15 protein-coding genes and 1 riboswitch are annotated in these 16,600 nt (G+C 59.1%); of the genes, 8 read left to right on the plus strand and 7 right to left on the minus strand.

Annotated elements, in window-relative coordinates; genetic code table 11:
* The first annotated feature begins 43 nt into the window (after nucleotides 1-43).
* The 6 genes from I1M21_RS03690 (at nucleotide 44) to I1M21_RS03715 (ending at nucleotide 7,699) form a co-directional block, all read left to right on the plus strand.
* Nucleotides 44-961, plus strand: a complete 918-nt coding sequence (locus tag I1M21_RS03690; RefSeq protein WP_055309791.1) for a diacylglycerol/lipid kinase family protein — start codon at nucleotides 44-46, stop codon at nucleotides 959-961.
* A gap of 408 nt (nucleotides 962-1,369) precedes the next feature.
* The gene (locus tag I1M21_RS09900) at nucleotides 1,370-3,346 is read left to right on the plus strand and encodes a C69 family dipeptidase (protein ID WP_195192478.1); all 1,977 of its coding nucleotides are present in this window, start codon (nucleotides 1,370-1,372) and stop codon (nucleotides 3,344-3,346) included.
* A gap of 400 nt (nucleotides 3,347-3,746) precedes the next feature.
* On the plus strand, nucleotides 3,747-4,319 hold the full coding sequence (locus I1M21_RS03700) for a hypothetical protein (RefSeq protein WP_195192479.1): 573 nt from the start codon (nucleotides 3,747-3,749) through the stop codon (nucleotides 4,317-4,319).
* A 208-nt stretch (nucleotides 4,320-4,527) separates the two neighbouring features.
* Entirely contained in the window at nucleotides 4,528-5,079 is a 552-nt protein-coding gene (locus tag I1M21_RS03705) for a hypothetical protein (protein ID WP_195192480.1), read from the plus strand.
* Nucleotides 5,080-5,208: 129 nt separating this feature from the next.
* Nucleotides 5,209-6,960: an ABC transporter ATP-binding protein gene (locus I1M21_RS03710; protein WP_195192481.1), complete on the plus strand. Its 1,752-nt coding sequence runs from the start codon at nucleotides 5,209-5,211 to the stop codon at nucleotides 6,958-6,960.
* Nucleotides 6,953-7,699: an energy-coupling factor transporter transmembrane component T family protein gene (locus I1M21_RS03715; protein ID WP_195192482.1), complete on the plus strand. Its 747-nt coding sequence runs from the start codon at nucleotides 6,953-6,955 to the stop codon at nucleotides 7,697-7,699. Before I1M21_RS03710 ends, I1M21_RS03715 begins: the two co-directional genes overlap by 8 nt.
* Nucleotides 7,700-7,824: 125 nt before the next feature.
* On the opposite strand, the gene I1M21_RS03720 is transcribed toward I1M21_RS03715, so the two are convergent.
* The gene (locus I1M21_RS03720; protein WP_229025565.1) at nucleotides 7,825-8,571 is read right to left on the minus strand and encodes an aspartate/glutamate racemase family protein; all 747 of its coding nucleotides are present in this window, start codon (nucleotides 8,569-8,571) and stop codon (nucleotides 7,825-7,827) included.
* An 84-nt stretch (nucleotides 8,572-8,655) separates the two neighbouring features.
* Nucleotides 8,656-9,912 (minus strand): carboxylate--amine ligase, encoded by a 1,257-nt coding sequence (locus I1M21_RS03725; protein ID WP_195192484.1) that lies wholly within the window; start codon nucleotides 9,910-9,912, stop codon nucleotides 8,656-8,658.
* A gap of 224 nt (nucleotides 9,913-10,136) precedes the next feature.
* On the opposite strand from I1M21_RS03725, the gene I1M21_RS03730 reads away from it, so the two are divergent.
* Together I1M21_RS03730 and I1M21_RS03735 are read left to right on the plus strand one after the other, a co-directional pair.
* Complete coding sequence (locus I1M21_RS03730) at nucleotides 10,137-10,769, plus strand: MOSC domain-containing protein (RefSeq protein ID WP_195192485.1); 633 nt, start codon at nucleotides 10,137-10,139, stop codon at nucleotides 10,767-10,769.
* Nucleotides 10,770-11,003: 234 nt separating this feature from the next.
* Entirely contained in the window at nucleotides 11,004-12,137 is a 1,134-nt protein-coding gene (locus I1M21_RS03735; protein ID WP_195192486.1) for a coiled-coil domain-containing protein, read from the plus strand.
* A 36-nt stretch (nucleotides 12,138-12,173) separates the two neighbouring features.
* Here the strand turns inward: I1M21_RS03735 and I1M21_RS03740 are convergent, their stop codons facing one another.
* The 5 genes from I1M21_RS03740 to I1M21_RS03760 all read right to left on the minus strand — a co-directional run bounded on the left by I1M21_RS03740 (nucleotide 12,174) and on the right by I1M21_RS03760 (nucleotide 16,225).
* Nucleotides 12,174-13,553, minus strand: a complete 1,380-nt coding sequence (locus tag I1M21_RS03740; protein ID WP_195192487.1) for a serine/threonine protein kinase — start codon at nucleotides 13,551-13,553, stop codon at nucleotides 12,174-12,176.
* Nucleotides 13,554-13,648: 95 nt separating this feature from the next.
* Nucleotides 13,649-14,071, minus strand: coding sequence for an XRE family transcriptional regulator (locus I1M21_RS03745; RefSeq protein WP_195192488.1), 423 nt, complete (start codon nucleotides 14,069-14,071; stop codon nucleotides 13,649-13,651).
* Between the two features lie 32 nt (nucleotides 14,072-14,103).
* The gene (locus I1M21_RS03750; protein WP_195192489.1) at nucleotides 14,104-14,547 is read right to left on the minus strand and encodes an FxLYD domain-containing protein; all 444 of its coding nucleotides are present in this window, start codon (nucleotides 14,545-14,547) and stop codon (nucleotides 14,104-14,106) included.
* A gap of 164 nt (nucleotides 14,548-14,711) precedes the next feature.
* On the minus strand, nucleotides 14,712-15,035 hold the full coding sequence (locus I1M21_RS03755; RefSeq protein WP_229025566.1) for a hypothetical protein: 324 nt from the start codon (nucleotides 15,033-15,035) through the stop codon (nucleotides 14,712-14,714).
* A 2-nt stretch (nucleotides 15,036-15,037) separates the two neighbouring features.
* Nucleotides 15,038-16,225 carry an amidohydrolase gene (locus tag I1M21_RS03760; protein ID WP_229025567.1) on the minus strand — a complete coding sequence of 396 codons (1,188 nt, stop codon included), beginning with the start codon at nucleotides 16,223-16,225 and terminating at the stop codon, nucleotides 15,038-15,040.
* A 143-nt stretch (nucleotides 16,226-16,368) separates the two neighbouring features.
* A riboswitch (Lysine riboswitch) is annotated at nucleotides 16,369-16,537 on the plus strand.
* Nucleotides 16,538-16,600 lie beyond the last annotated feature (63 nt).

The following is a 16,600-nucleotide window of genomic DNA, read 5'->3' on the forward strand; positions in this document are numbered from 1 at the left end:
CCTTACAACTATACTCGGTTAGTCACAGAACGGGAACGTAAGTATGCGCTGCCTTATCATCCACAACCCGGCATCGGGCCCCAGCTCAGATGAAATCTACGCATTCACGCACGCCCTCGCGCAGGGCGGCGACGAGGTCGTGATGCGTTTTATCGGCGATGGTATGGAACCCGAGGACGCCGTGGCGGACGTGCGCGAATTCGATCGCGTGGTCGTTTCGGGCGGCGACGGCACCGTCTCCAACGTGCTCGACCAGATGCGCGGGTGCGGTGTCCCCACGCTCGTCTTCCCCTCCGGTACGGCCTGCCTGTTCTTCAACAACATCGGCAATGCCCCCGAGGCAGCGGCTCTTGCCAAGGCTTGCCGCGCCGGTCGCACGGTCAAAGTGGACATGGGCGAGCTCTTTTGGCTCGACGAGAACGGCAACGAGAAGCGCCACGGCTTTATCATCATCGCCGGCTCGGGCTTCGACGCCGAGATCATGATGAAGGCCGCCCCCACCAAAAACGACATCGGCGAGATCGCCTACTTCCTCTCCGCGCTCGCCACGCCCAACCCCACGGTGGCGCACTTTACTATTGAGCACGACGGCATTGTCGAGGAGCTCGACGGCATCTGCTGCATGGCCGGCAACACCTCGGTCATCCAAAACGACATCAACCTGTTCCCCGACTGCCGCATGAACGATGGCATGGTCGACATTGCGGTCATCGAACCCGTGCGCACCGTGCAGCTGTTGCCTACTGTGATCACCGCCGCACTCGACCCCGCCGGCAAGGTACTCGGGCGCCCGCAGTTCAAGATCATCCAGACCAAGGAAGCCAAGATCACCTGCACGCCGTCGCTGGGCATGCAGTTCGATGGCGAGATTATCTCCAGCAACTCCGGCGTCTTTGGCGCCCGCGCGCTTCCGCAATGTCTCGACCTCATCGTCGACGAATTCTCACCGCTTGGTAAATAGGAGGACCCCATGAACGACAATCCCCTGCTCGGCTTTATCGTCATTGTTCTGGCCATGCTCGTAGGCTATGCGATCAACGTGATCCACCGTCGGAAGAAGTAATTCCACATTGGTATGATATTCATCCAATTATCGTCTCCCCTGCTGTTTATGCATTTGCCAAACAGCGGGGGATTTTTCATTTCGGTATTTTCAGACGCTTTATTCAGATGCAGTAATTGCAGGGAGTCTTTATTAAAGTAAAGCTACAAACTGAGTATATTTAGCCGCTCATCGCATATTTCATCACGCTTATCGAGTAAGTTATTTTCATAGATGAATATTGTTTCCAGTTCGTTACGCTAATGGAGTGTCTTTATTGGCTGAAGCCCTCTGGTGACAGAGGGCTTTCGCACGCTGGGAGGGATTATGAGGAAAACTCACCCCGTCAACGCGCTCAAAAAGCTTGGCATTGGCCTTGCTTTTGGAGTCGCAGCCATCATGTCCATGCCGACCTCTGCGCTCGCCTGCACGCAGATCTACATGGGCAAAAACCTAACGGCCGATGGCAACACGTACTACGGCCGCACCGAGGACGTTGGCACACGTTACCTCAAGCACTATGGCATTGAACCCTCGCATGGTCCCGGCCATATCTACGGCTCAGACGAGTCCGACTTCGCATACACCTCGACCAAGACCACATATCGTTATAGCTACGTGCGCGACCACCCTTCGCAGTGGCACGGACGCTGGGACGCCTACTCCGAAGCGGGAATTAACGAGAAGGGCGTTTCTTGCTCTGCCACGCTGAGCACGAGCATGAATGACGAAGCAAAGGCCGCAGATCCCCTGACCAAAACAGGCATCAGCGAATACGTCTACGCCGGCGTCATCCTTGGCGAGAGCGGCACGGCCCGCGAGGGAGTCGAGCTCATCGGCAGGCTCATTAACGAACAGGGCGCCAACGCCAACGACCAGCTCATCATTGCCGACAACAATGAGACCTGGCTGTTCGCCGCGCTTTCCGGCCATCAGTGGATTGCCATGAAGTTGACCGATGATATCGCGTCGCTCAATCCCAATATCAGCAATCTCAACTTCAAGGTTAACCTCGATGACACCGTAAACTGCATTCACTCCGAAGGCATTAAGTCCCTACCTGAAGAAAAGGGTTTCGCCAAGTATTTCGACGACGGACAGTTCGATGTTGCCCAGACCTACGGTTCGCCCATCGACAAAACTTCCGTTCACGCTTGGTCGCGCTACGTCCAGGGCCGCGATTACCTTGGGGCTCCGCTTACTGAGGGCACCGACTATGAAATCGTCCAGGACACTAGCGAAAAACCGCGCGCTAAGGTTGGCGCCATGGTAAATGAAATGCAGCCGCTGTTCTTCCAACCCGAAAAGTCCGGTTGGAATACTTTTGAACTTATTCGCGCCTTTGGCAATCGTGGCGAAAACGTTCCCGGCCTCAGCGCCAACACCGATGGTACCTATTGCATCGGCACCGAGCGCAACGGTGAGGCCCATCTCTTCCAGATTCGCAACGGCCTCAACCCTGAAATTGCGACCATCCAATGGGAGATGCTCTCTCGAGCTGAATTCTCCATCGCCATCCCGCTGTACTCCGCCCTGATGACCGAGGTCAGCCCCTACTTCAGCGACCAGACCGTATCTTTCGACCACTGCGACGAAACAGACGTCGTAAACAACGAAGAGCCTGAGAACTCCATTAACTACGTCTTTATGGACATCAGCTCGCTTGCCTTCGAGAATCGTGCCACCCTCGGTGCTGGCGTCCATGCCTATCTTGACGCCCTCCAGAATGAGCTCATCGAGCAGAACAAGGAAGTTGACGCCGCCATGCTGGCCGAAACGACCACCGAGGGCCGCACTGCCCTAGCCAACAAGGCCGGCAAGGCTGCCACCGAGAACACCTACAAGAAGTGCAAGGCCCTGCTCCAGGAGATGCGCGCCTATCAGAAGGCCGGAAACTTCGAACAGCCCTTCACCCCAAGCGATCTGAACACCGAGACCAAGGGCCTCAAGGTGTCCATTACCTACGCCCAGGACGCTCTTGTCACCGACCCGGTCACCCCGGATCAGCCCGGCACCCCCGAGCAGCCCGGCAAGCCCGAGCAGCCCGGCAAGCCCGAGCAGCCCGGCAAGCCCGAGCAGCCTGGTACCCCCGAGAAGCCTGAGCAGCCCACCACCAAGCCTGAGAAGCCCGGCAAGTCGGACAACACCACGACCACGGTAACCACCAACAAGACGAACACCAAGGGCGGCCTGCCCACCACTGGCGATCGTTTTGATGGCCGCATGGTGGCCGTATTCGCCATCGCTGGCGTTGCCGTCATCTCCGCAGGCGGTTATATCCTCTATCGCCGCAACAAGGAGTAATCCCTCGCTGGTGCGGGTGGGACGACACGGGTTGCCCCACCCGCTCAGCCCGCCTTTTTGACCGGTGGGAAACACCGCTGAAATCTTTTCAAAAAAGATTTCCCAGTACACACTTCGCTGTGCTATAGTGCAGCGCAACAGCAACTAGGTGCGACCGCGCCACGGCATCACGAAAGGAGCCACCAACATGAAGAACACGATGAAGTCTCTCAACAACTGGTGGTGGCGTGATGCGAATACGATCGGTCGACAGTGAGTCCCTCACGCCTGCACTTGCGCTCTAGGTGATTGGAAGGCCTCCGGTTTCGACCGGGGGCCTTTTTCTATCTCGAGCCCGATCGCATTCGCATCACGCGCCTCCGCTTTTCTCTTGCATTCCCCTTCCGAAAGGATTTTCACCATGTCTCAGAACACCACCGCCACCCAGCCCCGCACCGTCCAGGCCGCCGACCGCGGCAAACTTGACGTCCGTGCCCTCGTCCTGCTCGCCATCCTGCTTGCCGCCGGCTTTATCCTCAACTTCACCGTCGGCAAGGCCATCTCGGGCATCTCGGGCGGCATGATCAGCCCCGAGTTCATCATCTCGGCCTTCTGCCTCACCATCTTGGTCGTACGCCCCAACATCGGTCAGGCGCTCGTCATCGGCCTTATCTCGGCCGCCGTGATCCAGATCACCACCACCTCGCCGTTCATCGATTTTGCCGCCGAGGGCATCGCCGCCATGCTCATGGCCGCCATCGTCAACGCTGCCGGCAAGAACGGTCAAGTGAAACCTGTCGTCGCCATTGTCGCCACCTTCGTGACCACCTTTGTCTCGGGCGTCATCTTCATGGTTATCAAGATGGCTATGCTCGGCGTGGTGGGCGAGCTCGCTGCCGCTATGCTGCCTGTGGTCGCCATGACCGCCGTCTTTAACGCCATTCTGGTCGGTGCCCTCTACTTGCCCATCCAGAAGGCCCTTAGGCTCAACTAACCCGCTCGGCTTTACGAGCCACCCCATCTTGGCGTTCATTCGTCGCTCGCGTACCCAAGTACGCTTCGCTCCTCTTTCGTGCCAACCTGGCCCCCTCGTAAAGCCGTCTCCGTGCTCCATTATTCAAAATTAACCCCCTTTTCGATTTAACCCCTTTCGTGGGGGTCTAGGACACTCTTATCTCAAATCCCACCTTAAGGAGAACATCATGGCCACCAACACTCAGGCTCGTACCATTTCTGCCAACGCCGCTTCCGACAAAGGCATCCTCGATATCACCTCGCTCGTCCTGCTCGCCGTCCTCCTTGCCGCCGGCTTTATCCTCAACATGACCGTGGGCAACGCGCTTGCCGCGACGGGCATCAAGCCGCAGTTCATCATTGCCGCCTATGCCCTGGCCATCGCACTCACGCAGGCGAGCTTTGCCCAGGCAGCCATCTTTGGCATCCTGTCGGCAGCAGTCATCCAGATCACCACGTCCATCCCCGGCCTCAACTTTGTGACCGAGCTTGCTGGCGCGCTGACGATGGCGGCGCTCGTCAAGTCCAACATCGGCGGCAACAAGGTCAACCCCTTCATCGCCGGCCTGCTCACCACCCTGGTCTCGGGTGCCCTCTTCGCCGTCCTGGGCACCGTCATCATGGGTACCGCGCTGCCCACCGCGCTCGCCAAGGTGCCCATCGTGCTCGGCACCGCCATCTTCAACGCCGTCGTGGTCCAGGCTCTCTTCTTCCCCCTGCGCAAGGTGCTCAACAATTAGCCTGATATGATGGACGGGCCGCGCGTTAGCGGCCCCATCACCAAAGACTGTCCCAAACAGCTAGCATTTGGGGACGTTCTTAAACGACTCGTCATTTAAGAACGTCCCCAATGACCATGAAAGGTATCCATGAAAACGATCATCAACGTCGACGATGTCTCGTTCTCCTATGGTACGCAGACCGAGCAGGCGCTTAAGCACATCTCGCTCGGCGTGAACAAGGGAGACTTTATCGGCATCATCGGGCCTTCGGGCGCCGGCAAATCTACGCTTGCCGCCTGCCTATCGGGCGCCGTGCCCCACCACTACACCGGCACGTTCTTTGGCTCCGTCATGGTTGACGGCCACGACACCTGCGAGGTCTCGCTCACCGATGTGTCACAGATCGTCGGCAGCGTGTTGCAGGACATCGACACGCAGATGGTCGCCTCGGTTGTCGAGGACGAGATGCTCTTTGGTCTGGAAAACTTTGGCGTCCCCCATGATCAGATTGAACAGCGCGTAAGCGAGACACTCGAGACGGTCGGCATCAGCGACCTGCGCGACCGCGAGATCGCCACCCTCTCGGGCGGACAGAAGCAAAAGGTGGCCATCGCCGCCATCCTCGCCATGCGCCCCCGCGTACTGGTGCTCGACGAGCCCACCGCAGCACTCGACCCAGCCAGCTCCACGCTGGTCTTCGAGACCCTGCGTGAGGCAAACCGCGCACTCGGCATCACCATCGTCGTCGTTGAGCAAAAGGTCGCCCTGCTCTCGGAGTACTGCAACCGCGTGCTCGTGCTCAACCATGGCGAAATCGCGCTGCAGGGCGAGCCGCACGAGGTCTTTGCGCATACCGATGAGCTCCGCACCATCGGCGTCGACTGCCCCCGCGTCACACGCATCTTCAATAGTCTCGAGGCCGATGGCCTGGCAAACGGAACCCCTTGCTTGGATGTCGACGAAGCAGAGCGTCTGATTTCGGGCATCGTCGACCCCGCACGCGCTGCTAGCGACGCCCAAGCGCCCGCCGGCTCACCGCACGCACCGTCGCTGCGCCCGCACGCCAAGGACGCCGAGCCCGTGCTCACCTTCGATCACGTTGAGTTTGCCTACCCCAACGGCGGCGCTGCCGTCCACGACCTCAACCTGACCCTCTACCCCGGCGAGCTCGTGGGCATCGTCGGCCAAAACGGCGCCGGCAAGACTACGCTTACCAAACTGCTCACGGGCCTGCTTAAGCCTGCCTCGGGCAGCGTGCGCGTTACGGGCCTGGACACCGCCGCGGTCCCCACAAGTCGCATCGCCCGCGAGGTCGCAACGCTCTTCCAAAACCCCGACCGCCAGATCTGCAAGGATACCGTGCTCGACGAGGTCGCTTTTGGACTGGAGCTTGCCGGCATCGACCGCGCCGAGGCCCTGCGTCGTGCTCAGCTCGTCATCGGCCGCTTTGGCCTGCCCGCCGACGAGGCGCCCTTCTCGCTTTCGCGCGGCCAGCGACAAATGGTGGCGCTCGCCTCCGTCGTGGTCGTAGAGCCCAAGATCGTAGTACTCGACGAACCCACGAGTGGCCTTGACTACCGCGAGTGCATGACCGTCATGGAAACGGTACGCACCATGGCCGAGCGCGGCTGCGCCGTAATCATGGTCTGCCACGATATGGAAGTCGTTTCCGACTTTGCCGAACGTATCGTTGTGATGGCCGACGGCCGTATCCTCGACCGCGGACGCACGCACGAGCTGTTCTCGAATATTGAGCTCATGCAGCGTGCCTACGTGGAGCCGCCCCAGGTCATTGAACTCTCGCGCCGCTTGGCATCCTCCGTCTCCCCCGCTTTTGCGCAGGTGAGCGAGGTCACCGATATCGTTCGCATTACCAAGGAGATGGTCCGCCGTGGTTAACGTCATCGACTATATGCCGGGCGATACGCTGCTGCATCGCCTGAACCCGGTCGTCAAACTGGGCCTTGCCGCCGCCATCATCATCGGCATCTTTTTGTCCGACACCTATGTTGCGCTGTTGGGCTTTTTGGCACTCACCCTTGCGCTGGGCGCCTACGCTGGCGTCGTCGACCGCCTGTTCTCGTTGCTCAAGCTGCTGATTCCGCTCGCGCTCATCATGCTAGTGCTGCAGTTGGCATTTATGCGCGATGGCAATGTGGTGTGGGGTTTCGTTACCGATACCGGCCTCATCACCGGATCTAAGGCCTGCCTGCGCCTGCTGGGCGTAGCGTTGCCACTCATACTCATGCTCATGGTGACCAAGCTCAACGACCTTGCCAACGCCTGCGTCGAGGTACTGCACGTACCGTATCGCTACGCCTTCACCTTTACCACGGCACTGCGTTTTGTGCCGGTGTTTGGCCAAGAGATGAATGCCATCATGGAGGCGCAGACCGCGCGCGGCGTCGAGTACGACACCAAGAATCCCATCAAGAAGCTCAAACTCATGCTGCCGCTGTGCGTGCCGCTGCTTATCTCGAGCGTGGGCAAGACCGACGCCACCGCGCTTGCCGCCGAGCAGCGCGGCTTCTACCTGCGCACGCGTGCCAGCTCGTACAAGCGCTATCCCATCAAGGGTCTGGATATCGCCGTGCTCGCCATCAGCGCCGCCCTCATTGTCCTGGGATTCCTGTTCTAGCTCATCGCCAGCACCAACCGCCTAACGCAAAAGGCCTCGGCTCGCACCAAACGAGCCGAGGCCTTTACTGTTTCCCCAGATAAAACCTACCAAAATAAACCTGTCCCTTTTTGGTAGGTAGGGGGCTAGAGGCGGTAAGAGGCGCCGCTGCGAATGATGGATTCACGCACCAGGACGTCCATGGCGTCGAGGGTAATCTCGGGCATCTCGCGGTACTTCTGCAGCACCGAGAGCTCCGTGCAGGCCAGGATGACGCGGTCGCAGCCGCTACGGGCGAACTCCCACATCACGCGGTCGAACTTGTCCATATCGGGCTCGCGTCCGGCCTTCACGTCGTCGTAGATAAGCGACATCACGTCGGCCTGACGCTTCTCGCTGGGGTAGACGACCTCGACGCCCGCAGCCTCGCATTCGCGCCCATAGACGCCCGCGCCCACAGTTCCGTCGGTGCCCATGATGCCGATCTTGCGCACCGGCTCTGCCGGAATGCTCAGGTTGGGATCGAACTCGCACTCCCCCATCACCGCACCGGCCAGAGCATAGCGCACCGACTCGCGCGGCATGTGGATAATCGGCACCTTCGTAAACGACTGGATCTGGTCGTAGAAGTAGTGTGACGTATTGCAGGGAATGGCAATGTGCGCACAGCCCAGCGACTCGAGCGCCTGGGCGCACTCCTTCATGGTCGCCAGCAGCTCGGCATGCTCACCGGTCTTGATGGCCAGCGTGCGGTCGGGCATGGTCGACTTGGAAAGCACCACCATGTCGATATGCTCCTGGTCGCACGTAGCCGCCGTATGGCGCACCACCTGGTCGTAGTAATACGACGTGGCCTCGGCGCCCATGCCGCCGATAACTCCCAGCTTTTCCATCGCCGCCTCCTTGGTGACGCTTGCGCAATTGCGCGTATCATACCCGCGCCCGCCCGATGTAAACCGGACGGGCGCCTCACTCATCTACTTGTAATACGTCTTGAACAGCTTAAAGTGACGCAGTTTGGTGTGCCACATGCGCAGCCAGCGGTTAAAGACAAAATCGCCCTTCATAAACGAAGGGTCGGCGCCCTTGCCTTCCCTTTCTAGGCGATGCACCTTAGCGCGCAGCTCGGGATCCTTGACATACTTGTCGACGACACCCATGGGAACGACCATCCACAGCGCCTCGTCCTGCGCCGTCACAAACTCCGGCTCAAACGGGCGGTTGAACACATACTCGTCTACCACGTACTTGGCAACGTTAAAGCCGCTGTTGGTGACATAGTAGTTGCTGCGGCCCTGGCGGGTATTGAAGTCGAAGAACTTAAACGAGCCATCGCGCTCGTCATACTTCACGTCAAAGTTGGAATAGCCCACAAAGTGAAGGTCCTCGAGCAGCTTGCGCACGCCACCCATAAGCTCGTCATTGGGCTCGGTGATGATACAGGCATGGTTGCCAACGCCATGGGGCTGATGCTCCTCGAGCAGCACGTGGCCCAGGCACATCATGCGTACCTTACCGTTGCGATCGGAATAGCTGGTGAGCACACGCATGTACTCGTCGTTGCCGGGCACGCGGTCCTGCAAGATCAGGTCGTCGGTGTAGCCGCTGGCATAGGAGTCACGGATAACCTGCTCCAGCTCGGCGCGATCGGCAATCTCATAAGCCTTCTTCTGGCCCTCGAACTCATGCTGCCACCACATGATGCCGTCGGACGGCTTCAGGATCATCGGGAACGGGAAGTCGATCTGGTCGAGCACTTCGGCCGGCGCCTCGCCTTGCGCATTGAGCATCTGCGCAGTAAAGGTAAAGGTGTGCGGATACGGCACGCCGTGCTTCTCGCACAGCTCGTAGAAGATCTCCTTCTTCTGGCACTGCTCGAGCATGCTGTAGGGTGCATAGGGCGCAACGATGTTATCCGCCAGCTCATCGGCATCCTTTGCCTGGGCCACCAGGGCAACATAGTTATCGCCGCAGCCCATCAGGACGATCGTCTTATCGGCATGAGCCTGGGCAATGCCGTTGACGGTCTCGAGCATCACGGGCATGGTATCGATGTCGACATTGGGCGTGTAGTCGATAATCTGGCTTCGATACGCAGGGCCCGTCTGGTACTTGCCAAAGACCAGACTCTTGACCTGATACTCTTCATAGAAGGCGCGCGCCACCGAATAGGCGTTGATGTCGCCACCGAGCAGCACGGGAATGAACTCGCGCTCTGTAAATTGCAATGCCATGGAAACTTCCTATCATGAACTGCCCGCACAACGGGCGGTCTTAGTGCAACCGATTTATTCTAGCGTGCCAAACCGCCAGCACCCAAAGTTCCACCGTATCTATGGCAATCGGAGGATCAAACTCGAGCAAAGACGGCGCTCACCGCTGTACGACAACGGGCAATGAACCTACCGTTGTTGTAGGATTCAACATATTGTCAATCTCATAAGCGAAAGGCGCACGCGTGCCCCAAGAACATCTGACCGACAACCCCATCCTTGACGCTGCAAAACGCGAGCTAGCGGAACGTTCTCAAACGGCCACTCCCCTACGCACCGCCAGCAACGCCTACGAAGGACCCGCCCGCATCGTTTCGATTAACACGTCGGCGCACAAAGGCACACGCAAGTCACCCGTCTCCGATGGGCACGACACCGTCATTGAGCAGTTTGGCCTCGCTTCCGATGCACACGCCGGGCACTGGCACCGCCAAGTCTCGTTTTTGGCCGCAGAATCAATCCAGACGGCGCAGCATCGCGGACTCGATGTACACGAAGGCGACTTTGGGGAGAACTTCACCACACAAGGTATTAACCTGCTTTCGCTCCCCCTGGGCACACAGCTCAAGATCGGCAACGACGTTCTGGTCGAGATCAGCCAGATCGGCAAGGTCTGCCACACCCGCTGTGCCATCTACTATCTCGCCGGCGACTGCATCTTTCCCCACGAAGGCATTTTCGGCGTGGTGCTACAAGGCGGAGAGGTTCACACCGGCGACGATATCCAGGTAGTCAAACTCGGCGACGGCACCTGTTCGTTCACCCCTGCCGAAGCCCTCGAAGAGATTGAGCAGGCTCGTCAGGAGGGCGCGCTGTAGCTGTAAAACCCCACGTTGAGATAGCTTTTACAGCCCTAAACTCCTCTCAAACAGGCCCCCGTAACGTTAAAGTTGAACTCTATGGTTTCTCAACAATTCATCATAACTGCAGGTCAAAGCCAAAGCCTCAAGTTCAACTTGACCCTTTGGAACCTTTAAGGTTCAAGTTGAGGTCGAAAGCAGTAGTAGAATACCGTTCGAACCATAACCTACGATTGATTGCAGAGGGATTGGATGCAGCATTCGAATCATCGCGTCGCAGCGCTCATCGCGTCGCAGCCGGCTCGTATCATCACGAGCGCCGCACTCGCTGTCGCACTGACTGCCACGCCGATGCTCTCCCCCGTTGCGGCATATGCCGCCTCGCAGGCAACGCAGGATCAGCTTTCCGCCGCGCAGCAAAAAATCGAAGCTGCCACAAGCGCCTACAACGATGCCCGCACCAAACTCGACGACCTGCAAAAGCAGATCGACTCCAATGAGGCGAGCATCGAGGAAATCGAGGCCAAGCTTCCCGAGCAGCAGGCCAAGGCAAGCTCCGCCATGCGCGATCTGTACAAGTACCAGAAGGGCACCAATCCCATCGTGAGCTTCCTGGTCAACGCGCAGAGCTTGGGTGAGTTCATCACCACCTGCAAATACACCAACCAGATCACGAGCTCGAGCGTCGACGAGATCGAAGCGCTCAACAGCATGCAAACCGAACTCGAGCAGAACAAGGCCGAGCTTCAGCAGGCCAAGTCCCAGCTTGAGGCAGAGCAGAAAAACGCCGAGGATGCGCTGGCGCAGGCCCAGCAGCTCCGCAGCGAAGCGCAGGCAAAAGCCGAGCAGGAAAATGCAGCCGAGCTCGCCAAGCTCGAGGCCGATAAGGCCGCTGCCGCCGAGAAGCTCTCGGGCGAGGGCGTAAGCGGCAGCAATTCCAGCAGCCAGGCCACCAACACCAACACCACCATCGACACCACGGTGAACAACGCCAATACCGGTAATTCCGATTACGATTCGTTCATTAATGAGTGGACGAGCCGCATCGATAATTATCTTGCCGGGTCCCCCATGGCAGGCCAGGGCTATAACTTTGCCGTCGCCGCTTGGAATACCGGTGTCGACCCCCGTTGGTCCCCCGCCATCGCCTGCATCGAGAGCACCAAGGGCACTTATTGCGCCAATTCCTACAACGCCTGGGGCTGGAGCGCTCGTGGCGGCGGTTGGCGCAGCTTTGGCAGCTGGAGCGAGGGCATCTCCGCTCATGTTGCCTACCTGGGCGCCAACTACGGCTCCACCCTTACCCCGGCAGCGGCCAAAAAGTACTGCCCGCCCACGTGGCAGGACTGGTACAACAAGGTCGCCGCTCAGATGAATCGCATCTAAGCGCAACTGTAAAGGGCCCCGACGGGCCCTTTTCTTTTAGGCAGTGGAGGTGTCAACGACACCGGTCGCATTGGCAACCGCAACTATGACGATCATGCATAGGAGCAGCACGCCCAATGCCTTGAGCCAGAGCTTCGCGAGCTTCTTGCCGCGATAGCTGTCAAGCAGCGTGAATCGCCGACGAAGGCGGCGCTTGTCGAGCAGCGCAAAATGCATAAGCACCATAAGGCCATCGACAAAGAAAAAGTACTCGATTATAAGAAGCCAGGTCGGATAGCTTTGGTTTGCTCCGGTGGGGTGAAAGACGGCAAAGTGGCTTCCGGCAAAGAATACAAGCAGCGAGAGGCAGACAAGCGTATTCCAAATGCGCCCCAGAGGCTCCGGAGTGCGAGAAAGCAGACCGAGTGCGGCGGAGGCGGCAGGCTTAGGAAGCCCTGCGGAGCCCTGGGGCCCTTGGGGCGTTAATACCGTCTCTGAGGCCGGGGTGCAGAGAGGCGCAGGCGCAGGAGGCCGCACAGGGCAACTCAGGTCATATGCCGCGCGCGTCGCCCGTCCCAACGCCCCCGCGCTCGCAAAACGCTTGGCCGGGTCGAGCGCCATCGCCATGCAAATGACATCGGCCAGTGGAGCGGGAACGCCGCGCATCTCGCATTGTTCGCGCATGTCGAGCCCCGGTTTTGGATCGAGCCCCGTCAAGCAGAAGAACAGCAGGGCGCCCAGCGCGTACACATCGCTTCGCACGCTCGTCTGCCCAAACCCATACTGCTCGGGTGGCGCGTAGGGCCGTGTGCCAAACTTGACGGTATCGGCATCGGCGCCTTCGCGCCAAGCGCGCGCGATTCCCAGGTCAATAATCACCAGCGACGAGAAGGTCATGCCGGCATCGGCGGCATATCTCACGCCCGACACGATGATGTTCGAAGGTTTAAGGTCGCGATGGATAATCGGAGCCGGCGCTTTCCCCACCTCGCCAAATCCAGCATGGAGCTCTGCCACCGCATCACACAGGGCCGGAAACAACCCGCGCGCATAATCGGGGGTCGCACCCAAACGTCCCACCAAGGCCTCGAGCGTCTCGCCTTCAATGTATTCCATCACCACGTTGAGCTCGTCGCCCGCACGGCGGCAATCGACAATCCGGGGCAGGTGCTCAAAACGCCGTCCGGCACGCTGGGCCGCAAACAGGCGCTCATATGCTCCGCCAATCTGGGCCGAAGCATCGATGCGTTTGCGGACAAAGGGGCCGAGCGACCCTCCACCAGAACCCTCAAAGCACACGAGTTCGGTTGTCTCAACGTCCGAGCGCTTTAGCACGCGTTCCACGCGATAGCTGTCATCGCGGTCAAACGACGCCAGGTGCTCGGCGAGCGCGGCAGTCAGCTCATCATCGGAATATGTTGGGTTCTGAGTATCCATAGCGTCCATCATAGCGCAGGGCACAGACGCCCTGTAGCACCCGTGCCCTGCACGTTCGAAATATAGCGGACGGCCCTGCCACCAACAGTCAGCCGTTAACTCACCGTCTCCTCGCCAAAGCGATACAGCTCCTCATTGACCTTTTGCAGGCTGCAGCCACGATCGATGCAGAAGATGATAATCGCATCACGACGGTCCTTGCAGTTGAGGGCGTTTGCCCCGGCAGCCGTAAGTGCGCGGTTGGTCTCCTTCATCGATAACGCCATCGCGAATGCAATCTGCAGCACTTTATTTCGACTCGGGTGGCGCGCACCCGTAAAAATCTGATAGCCAAACGTTTCGTTGAGGTCGGCCATACGCACCACGCGCGAACGCTCCAAGCCCTTTTCCTGCAGCAGTTGCTTAAGGTAGTCCGAAAGCGACGGGGCGGCAAAGTCGTGCTCCCTGATATAGCCGTCGATACTCGGCGCATCGAGCAACTCATTGAGCAGTTCCTCCGTCAACTTTTTATCGGGCATACGGCCTCACCTCCCCCAGTGCATGCAACATGCTAGAAACCGCTCACATCCGAGCGCTCCCAACTGGCGACCTGATCGGGAGACACCGTACCTAACGCCTCGAACTTCCAGGAGCCGCCCGCCTTCAGATGATTGGTGTTTGCAAGAGCCGTTCCAACCTGGTTGCCATCAGCATCATACAGAACATACTCAATCTGAATGTAGCTCTTTTCCTTGTCCGTGTTATTGGTCAGCGTACCCGTGATCTTATAGGCAAACTGGTTGGATGTGTCCTCGACCTCATCGGCAATGGTGTACGGTTCCTGCGGTTCTTTTTGCTCTTCGGCCTGCTGCGTCGCCTCAGCCGGTTTAGCCGCATCGCCCGCAGACGAATCGGTTGAATTGCCACCCATAGAGCCCACGGCACCGACGATAACCAGCACCACGATGACGCCTAGGACAATCTTGCCGATCGGCTTCTTTCCCTCTTTTGCCATTATTCATCCTTCCTACGATCCGGCTACCGCGCCGGCACACAGCGCATCGTAGAAAGGATTGAACTTGAATTCATTAGCTGAGAGCTAAGGCTGCAGTAAACGGCCAATGCAGTTATCCAAACGCCGAGCAAACGCACTTTGCGCGACCGTCTGCTGGCAGCGCATCAACCCACCGTGACGGATTTCCCGGTAAAGGCACTGATCATCAACAGGACAAAGAACATAAGGTAGCTAACGCTCAGCGGGTATGCGATAACCAAAAAGACAATCCATCCCACATTGGTCTTGCCGTCGGCACGGCGTTGTTCGCGAAAACGATAGAGCCAGATCGTCACGCCAATGGCGACAATCAGCAGCACGAGCGCCGCTGCAGCCAAACCGGCAAGCGCAAACATCATGCCAATGCTCAGCACAACAACCGGGAGCAGTAGCAAACCACACCCGCAACCACCCGGACTATATACGGCAGGTTGCCAACGTCGCTTCATCGTCACTCCATCATTAGCAGTCGCTTGTAGACATCGAGGCCTTTGAGCAGGGTTTGCTCGTCAAAGAGCATGGTATCGGTATGCAGGGCACTCGTGGCATAGGCGGGGCAGCCCTCGGCGTCACTCGGATTGTCTTGGCCCTCCGGCACGCCCGTGCCCAACAGGAAGAACACGCCCGGCAGATGGCGCTGGTAAAAGGCGAAGTCCTCGGCAATCAGCAGCGGCTCGTCCACAAGTTGCAGCTCAGGCAAAGCCGGCATGATATGGGCGAACAGCTCGGGATCGTTATCAACCGGCGGATAGCCCTCGGCAAAGTCGAGATCGTACATGCAGCCCGTTGCGACGCAGGCCTCGTCCAGCACGCGGCGCACACCCTCGCGCGCACGATCGAACATGTCGTCCGTAAACACGCGCAGGCTACCGGCGACATGGGCCTCCCCCGCCACCGCGTTGCAGACGGTGCCTGCCTGCAGCAGACCAAACTTGCCGATGCAGGGCTCGTCGGCACCTAGCTCGTCCATCAGCTCGCGCTCGGCAACCAAGAACTTGGCCGCCGCCAGTGCGGCATCGTGCGATTCCTCGACCGGAACGCCATAGGTCTTGGCGATATGGATACTCGCGCCATGGATATGAATGTGCGTCTCGCTCGAGCGCGCCAGCAGCGGACCGGAACAGCTCGCCAACGTGCCGGCGGGCAGATCGGGCCACACATGGAAGCCGAAGATGCGGTTCGCCCCGTAACGCTCAAACACGCCGCTCTCGCATACCGTCTTAGCGCCACCGGTCGTCTCCTCGGCCGGCTGGAACACAAAGAGCACGTTACGCTTGATGGCGCCCGGCTGCTCACGAATCGTACGGTCGACAAAAGTCGCCGCCGCGAGCGCCATGGCCATGTGGCCGTCGTGACCGCACGCATGCATCTTGCCGGGCTGCGTCGAGGAGAAGGCCACGCCCGTTGCTTCCACGATGGGCAGGGCGTCCATATCGGCGCGAATCGCCGTGGCGTGCGTAGCGCCCACACCGGCATCGAAGAAGGCACAGACGCAGCTCGGACACGGATGGGTCACCTCGCAGGCAAGCGGAGCGAGCGCGCCCTCGATATAGGCGATAGTCTGCGGAAGATCGAAATCGAGCTCCGGAATGCGATGCAGGTCGCGACGATAACGACGGAGTTCTTGGAGCTCGGTCATGAGGATTCCTTTCATGGGACAACTAGTTGTCCCCTATTGTGACGCAGGATTGTGGCGCCCTTGTTTCTAGCATCATGCTGCATTTTTTAAACGTTATATACGAATACTCTTGTTTGGTAAAGTGCAACGTGGTAGGGTCTTTACCACTTGATAGAGGCGCGGGCACGAAGATCCGCGGGCGAGTCGGCAGACTTTGACCCCGCGGGGAGGCGAAACCCGCCGAACTGGGTTTTTCGGGCACGAACAGCCTGGTGGGCCTGCGGGAAACACCCGCAGGACTGTCTGCAGCAATGCGGGAGCGCTATCCGGACATTGGGTCCACGCTATGCGGATTCGATGCGCCGATGGCGCCGTCTGGATAGCGAGGTTTACGGG

This window comes from Collinsella aerofaciens, assembly GCF_015546965.1.
Lineage (GTDB): Bacteria > Actinomycetota > Coriobacteriia > Coriobacteriales > Coriobacteriaceae > Collinsella > Collinsella aerofaciens_X.

Coding starts and splice junctions, on each gene's coding strand:
- I1M21_RS03760 (WP_229025567.1), bottom strand. CDS start 16,225: ATGACCGAGCTCCAAGAACTCCGTCGTTATCGTCGCGACCTGCATCGC.
- I1M21_RS03755 (WP_229025566.1), bottom strand. CDS start 15,035: ATGAAGCGACGTTGGCAACCTGCCGTATATAGTCCGGGTGGTTGCGGG.
- I1M21_RS03690 (WP_055309791.1), top strand. CDS start 44: ATGCGCTGCCTTATCATCCACAACCCGGCATCGGGCCCCAGCTCAGAT.
- I1M21_RS03745 (WP_195192488.1), bottom strand. CDS start 14,071: ATGCCCGATAAAAAGTTGACGGAGGAACTGCTCAATGAGTTGCTCGAT.
- I1M21_RS03700 (WP_195192479.1), top strand. CDS start 3,747: ATGTCTCAGAACACCACCGCCACCCAGCCCCGCACCGTCCAGGCCGCC.
- I1M21_RS03725 (WP_195192484.1), bottom strand. CDS start 9,912: ATGGCATTGCAATTTACAGAGCGCGAGTTCATTCCCGTGCTGCTCGGT.
- I1M21_RS09900 (WP_195192478.1), top strand. CDS start 1,370: ATGAGGAAAACTCACCCCGTCAACGCGCTCAAAAAGCTTGGCATTGGC.
- I1M21_RS03710 (WP_195192481.1), top strand. CDS start 5,209: ATGAAAACGATCATCAACGTCGACGATGTCTCGTTCTCCTATGGTACG.
- I1M21_RS03705 (WP_195192480.1), top strand. CDS start 4,528: ATGGCCACCAACACTCAGGCTCGTACCATTTCTGCCAACGCCGCTTCC.
- I1M21_RS03750 (WP_195192489.1), bottom strand. CDS start 14,547: ATGGCAAAAGAGGGAAAGAAGCCGATCGGCAAGATTGTCCTAGGCGTC.
- I1M21_RS03720 (WP_229025565.1), bottom strand. CDS start 8,571: ATGGAAAAGCTGGGAGTTATCGGCGGCATGGGCGCCGAGGCCACGTCG.
- I1M21_RS03735 (WP_195192486.1), top strand. CDS start 11,004: ATGCAGCATTCGAATCATCGCGTCGCAGCGCTCATCGCGTCGCAGCCG.
- I1M21_RS03740 (WP_195192487.1), bottom strand. CDS start 13,553: ATGGATACTCAGAACCCAACATATTCCGATGATGAGCTGACTGCCGCG.